The sequence below is a fragment of the Paraburkholderia sp. RL18-085-BIA-A genome (assembly GCF_046027075.1).
Taxonomy (GTDB): Bacteria; Pseudomonadota; Gammaproteobacteria; order Burkholderiales; family Burkholderiaceae; genus Paraburkholderia.
The window spans coordinates 1-4,763 of record NZ_JARESU010000282.1 but is presented as its reverse complement, the minus strand read 5'-3'; the positions used below and the strand labels follow the sequence as shown (position 1 = coordinate 4,763).

The window sequence follows — 4,763 nt, the reverse complement described above, 5'->3', positions numbered from 1 at the left end:
TTTTTAACTTGACGGGCTGCGGCGCATTCGGCCGACATGCCCGGAGGATATGGAAATGACTGATGTTGTGATCGTATCGGCCGCCCGTACGGCAGTAGGTAAATTCGGTGGATCGCTGGCGAAGATCGCTGCGCCCGAGCTTGGCGCGGTGGTGATCCGCGCCGTGCTCGAGCGGGCCGGCATGAAGCCCGAGCAGGTGAGCGAAGTGATCCTGGGCCAGGTGCTGACGGCCGGGTCGGGTCAGAATCCGGCGCGTCAGTCTCTGATCAAGGCCGGCTTGCCCAGCGCCGTGCCCGGCATGACGATCAACGTGGTGTGCGGCTCGGGCCTGAAGGCCGTAATGCTCGCGGCCAACGCCATCGTCGCGGGTGACGCGGATATCGTGGTGGCCGGCGGTCAGGAAAATATGAGCGCCGCGCCGCACGTACTGCCGGGCTCGCGCGACGGATTCCGTATGGGCGACGCGAAGCTGATCGACTCGATGATCGTCGACGGCCTGTGGGACGTGTACAACCAGTACCACATGGGCGTGACGGCGGAAAACGTCGCGAAGGAATACGGCATCACGCGCGAACAGCAGGACGCGTTCGCGGCACTGTCGCAGAACAAGGCGGAGGCCGCACAGAAGGCGGGCCGCTTCGACGCCGAAATCGTGCCGGTCGAGATTCCGCAACGCAAGGGCGAACCGCTGCGTTTCGCAACCGACGAGTTCGTGCGCCACGGCGTGACCGCTGAATCGCTGGCGGGCCTGAAGCCGGCCTTCTCGAAGGAGGGTTCGGTGACGGCGGCCAATGCGTCGGGTCTGAACGACGGCGCGGCGGCGGTGCTGGTGATGTCGGCGAAGAAGGCGGAGGCGCTCGGCCTGACGCCGCTCGCGCGTATCAAGGCGTACGCCACCTCGGGCCTTGATCCGAAGGTGATGGGCATGGGCCCGGTGCCGGCATCGCGCCGCTGTCTCGAACGCGCGGGCTGGACCCCGTCCGATCTGGACCTGATGGAAATCAACGAAGCGTTTGCAGCGCAGGCGTGCGCCGTGAATCATCAGATGGGCTGGGACACGTCGAAGATCAACGTGAACGGCGGCGCGATCGCGATCGGCCATCCGATCGGCGCGTCCGGTTGCCGGATTCTCGTCACGCTGCTGCACGAAATGCAGAAGCGCGATGCGAAGAAGGGTTTGGCGTCGCTGTGTATCGGCGGCGGCATGGGTGTCGCGCTGGCGCTCGAGCGCGCCTGATCACTCAATTCATATGAAGCGGTGCGTCTGCGACGCATGTTGCAGACCGCAAACAAACCGCACTCCATTCGTGCAGGATCGGAAGCCAACAAAAAACCGCGCGATTTAAGCAATGCCGAGTCACCTACCCCGGGTTCCCATGGGAGGCGGCGACGCATTGCTGCAGGCCGGTGGCAGCAGCGCTTTATCTGCTACGACCGGAAATTTACGACTCTCGCAGACAACAGGACCATAGATGAATAGTACGACGAAACGAATCGCGGTAGTGACAGGCGGTATGGGCGGCCTTGGAGAAGCGATCAGCAAGAAACTGCATGACGCGGGCTATGCAGTGGTCGTCACGTACTCACCGAACAATACGGGTGCAGATGGCTGGCTTGCCAGAATGGAGTCACAGGGATACAAGTTCCGCGCCTATCAGGTGGATGTGACCGACTATGACTCATGCCAGCATTGTGCGGCAAAGGTTCAGGTTCAGGTTGGCCCGGTCGACATTCTGGTGAACAACGCGGGTGTCACGCGGGACATGACGCTTAAGAAGATGGACAAGGTCAACTGGGACGCGGTCATTCGCACCAATCTGGATTCGGTCTTCAACATGACGAAGGCGCTGTGCGAAGAGATGGTTACGCGTGGCTGGGGCCGGGTCATCAATATTTCGTCCGTCAACGGTTCGAAGGGCTCAATCGGCCAGACCAACTACGCGGCAGCGAAGGCTGGCATGCACGGTTTCACGAAATCGCTGGCGCTGGAAGTGGCGCGTAAGGGCGTCACCGTCAATACCATTTCGCCGGGCTACCTCGCGACCAAAATGGTCACGGCGATTCCGCAGGACATCCTGAATACGAAGGTCCTGCCGCAGATTCCGGCCGGTCGTCTCGGCAGGCCGGAAGAGGTGGCATCGCTGGTCGTCTACCTCTGCTCCGACGACGCCGGTTTTGTGACGGGGTCCAATATCGCGATCAACGGCGGCCAGCATATGCAGTGAGGCGGCATAACGCGTCACGGCTCACGTCACATCGACCGGCATTCCACCCGAGGGTTGCTGCACCCCGCAGTAGCTACCGGGGCGTACAAGCCACGACGTCCGGTCGGGAAGCCCGGGCGGCTGCACGGGTAGTGGCGGTGCGGGGGTCTTGCGGCCATCCCGTCGTTAACCGTGTCCCCCTAGGAAAAACTCGGCCAGAGCGCAAAATGGCTTGGGCTGGTAGTTGGACGTACAGCAATTGCTATCGCGCTGCCGCTGATGATGAGTCACGATCGCCGTGAACGGAATCGGACACGACTGCTTCGACACCTGGATCATCATGACTGGTGGTACCGCCCGCCTGGGCGATAGTGATTGCTCGTGTGTGCGAGCAACAAACCCCGTTCAGCCATCATCTCGACCAGATCACGCAGACTGAGCTTGTAGCGAAGGTACCAGCGGACACACAGAATGATGATCTCGCGATCAAAATGTCGGCCATCGAACAACTCGTCCAGACTCTTCAGCTTGCTCATCCTCGGCCATCAGTTTCGGTTAGTCCGGCAACTTTAACCGATTCGCAGCCCCTATTTGCACCAGATCCGGCGACATCATCTCGGCGTTGCAGCGATTGGACCCGAACACCGTTTTGTTGTCATTGCATGATGCCACGCGCGGAAGGTTCACCGAGCAACGTTGGAGACTCACGACAGCAATGGACAAGGGTCAATGCGCGCTGAGCGGGCGAGCTATCCGGCGCGGCGACCGGGTGTTCCGTGCACAAATCAGATTTCCTTCTCAAGCGCTTCAGCGGCAGATGATTCTGGCTACGGTCCTCGACGACGCGATTCGGGCCACGAGCATCGAAGATGAAAGTGAAGATGCGGGCGCAGTTTTCGACGCGCTCGCAGCTACAACCTAGATGCTATGTGGGAGGGCGGTGGAAGTAAGCCCTCCCGCATAGCATCTGGCGGGCAGGAGATTGGTCACCGAAAGTCGGCTCAGCGATCCATTCGTTGAGCCATTCACGCCATCCGTTCCAGCAAGCCTCAGATTCAACTTCTCTTCGATAGCTCCGCTTTCTTCGCGATACAGAAACGCATATACCAGTCGCCGACCATGCCGGTAAGCACCGACTCGGTCAGGTAAGTCAAGGGTAGCGCTAATCGGTACACTTTGCGGAATGTCTGCTTGTCTGGTTTCGAACTCGTTTGTTGACACGACGCAAACGGAATTTTCTATGACCTTCCTGCGTTTTGCTCTCTGTCACCACCGTGTCGGAGGGCATATGTCTTACCAAGAGATCAATAGAGGCTTACAGATAAATGATCATGCAGATCTGGCAGAAGCGAGGCGGCGCTTGCTGGACCACACTATTTACAGAAAAGTCGCAAACGTCGAAAGCCTGCGGTCGTTTATGGGAGCACATGTCTTTGCCGTATGGGATTTCATGTCGCTGGCCAAGCGACTTCAACGCGAACTGACCTGCGTATCGTTACCCTGGATGCCTTCAAAGGATCGAGAAGGTGCGCGCCTGATCAATGAGATTACTCTCGCCGAAGAAAGTGACATCGGCCCCGACCGATCCCCGATACGCCACCTTGAACTATATGTTGGCGCTATGAAAGAAGTGGGTGCCGACACGAAACAATTCGAAACATTCTGCGGGCTAATACTTCAGGGCCTCTCACCAACCCACGCTTTGAGCGAGTGTGCTGTTCCCGAACACGTCCAGGCTTTCGTCCTGACCTCCTTGCGTGTTGCGCTGACAGGAAGTGTGGAAGAGGTAATGGCGTATTTTTTATTCGGGCGAGAAGATGTCATTCTAGGAATGTTCGAGCGTCTGCAAGCCGCCCTAGGTGGACAAACTGAGATGGCCTACTTCAGGCATTACCTCAACCGGCATATCGAACTGGATGGCGGAGAGCATGGACCTGCAGCCCTGAACATCCTGCTGAGGCAGGTGGGAAATGATCGAGAGCTTCAAGAGCAAGCAATCAAGTATGCGGTATCGGCTATCGAAGCTCGCATTAGACTGTTCTCAGGTATAGAACGCTCGTTGCCTTTGCACTGAAAGTAACCTGGTTGCCGTCAACGCCAAAGACTTGCTTATTCGGATGAGGCAAGGGCGCGACTCAGAGCGCGCAGGCATTGGTGTCCCAGCGTGCCGATCGGGCCGCCACGGCTGAAAACAGCGATAAGATTGAGGAGGCGAGTAAGCGATTGTTTGCCTTTTCGGAATGGACGCGACGTCGCAAGAGCGGGGGCGCTGCTCGAAGCGGTGCTCAGCGATCTGTGGAGGGGGTACTGTCACATTGTTGGCATGCCAACGACACTATCTCCTCTGCCGGTTTGCGCATTATGCCGATGCAGGGCGAGGGACAGGTCGCGTTCAGCCATCATCTCGACAAGGTCGCGCAGACTGAGCTTGTAGCGCACATACCAACGCACGCAAAGGACGATGACTTCACGGTCGAAATGACGATCGTTGAACAGCCATTCGAGATCTTTCAGCTTGCTCATTGGCTCGCGGTCGTCAAAAGCGCAAGGGTGACAGAC

Annotated in this window: 4 protein-coding genes and 2 pseudogenes; 4 read left to right on the top strand and 2 right to left on the bottom strand. The window is 58.6% G+C overall.

The features are described 5' to 3' along the window. The first annotated feature begins 55 nt into the window (after window positions 1-55). Both P0D89_RS50980 and phbB read left to right on the top strand, forming a co-directional pair. Entirely contained in the window at window positions 56-1,237 is a 1,182-nt protein-coding gene (locus P0D89_RS50980; RefSeq protein WP_408379317.1) for an acetyl-CoA C-acetyltransferase, read from the top strand. Window positions 1,238-1,472: 235 nt separating this feature from the next. Then, window positions 1,473-2,225 carry an acetoacetyl-CoA reductase gene (gene phbB / locus P0D89_RS50975; RefSeq protein ID WP_408370716.1) on the top strand — a complete coding sequence of 251 codons (753 nt, stop codon included), beginning with the start codon at window positions 1,473-1,475 and terminating at the stop codon, window positions 2,223-2,225. Window positions 2,226-2,581: 356 nt separating this feature from the next. Here phbB and P0D89_RS50970 read toward each other — a convergent pair. Next, a pseudogene (locus tag P0D89_RS50970) lies at window positions 2,582-2,740 on the bottom strand (IS6 family transposase); the annotation flags it as partial. Between the two features lie 86 nt (window positions 2,741-2,826). Here P0D89_RS50970 and P0D89_RS50965 point away from each other — a divergent pair. Both P0D89_RS50965 and P0D89_RS50960 read left to right on the top strand, forming a co-directional pair. Next, window positions 2,827-3,126 (top strand): DUF3331 domain-containing protein, encoded by a 300-nt coding sequence (locus P0D89_RS50965; protein WP_408370718.1) that lies wholly within the window; start codon window positions 2,827-2,829, stop codon window positions 3,124-3,126. 318 nt (window positions 3,127-3,444) lie between these two features. Beyond that, window positions 3,445-4,278, top strand: coding sequence for a DUF3050 domain-containing protein (locus tag P0D89_RS50960; RefSeq protein ID WP_408370720.1), 834 nt, complete (start codon window positions 3,445-3,447; stop codon window positions 4,276-4,278). Window positions 4,279-4,580: 302 nt separating this feature from the next. Here the strand turns inward: P0D89_RS50960 and P0D89_RS50955 are convergent. Beyond that, window positions 4,581-4,727: pseudogene (locus P0D89_RS50955) on the bottom strand (IS6 family transposase); the annotation flags it as partial. Window positions 4,728-4,763 lie beyond the last annotated feature (36 nt).

Bases quoted from the DNA above. Each gene is read 5' to 3' on its own strand.
- P0D89_RS50980 (WP_408379317.1), top strand. From the start codon at position 56: ATGACTGATGTTGTGATCGTATCGGCCGCCCGTACGGCAGTAGGTAAA.
- phbB (WP_408370716.1), top strand. From the start codon at position 1,473: ATGAATAGTACGACGAAACGAATCGCGGTAGTGACAGGCGGTATGGGC.
- P0D89_RS50960 (WP_408370720.1), top strand. From the start codon at position 3,445: ATGACCTTCCTGCGTTTTGCTCTCTGTCACCACCGTGTCGGAGGGCAT.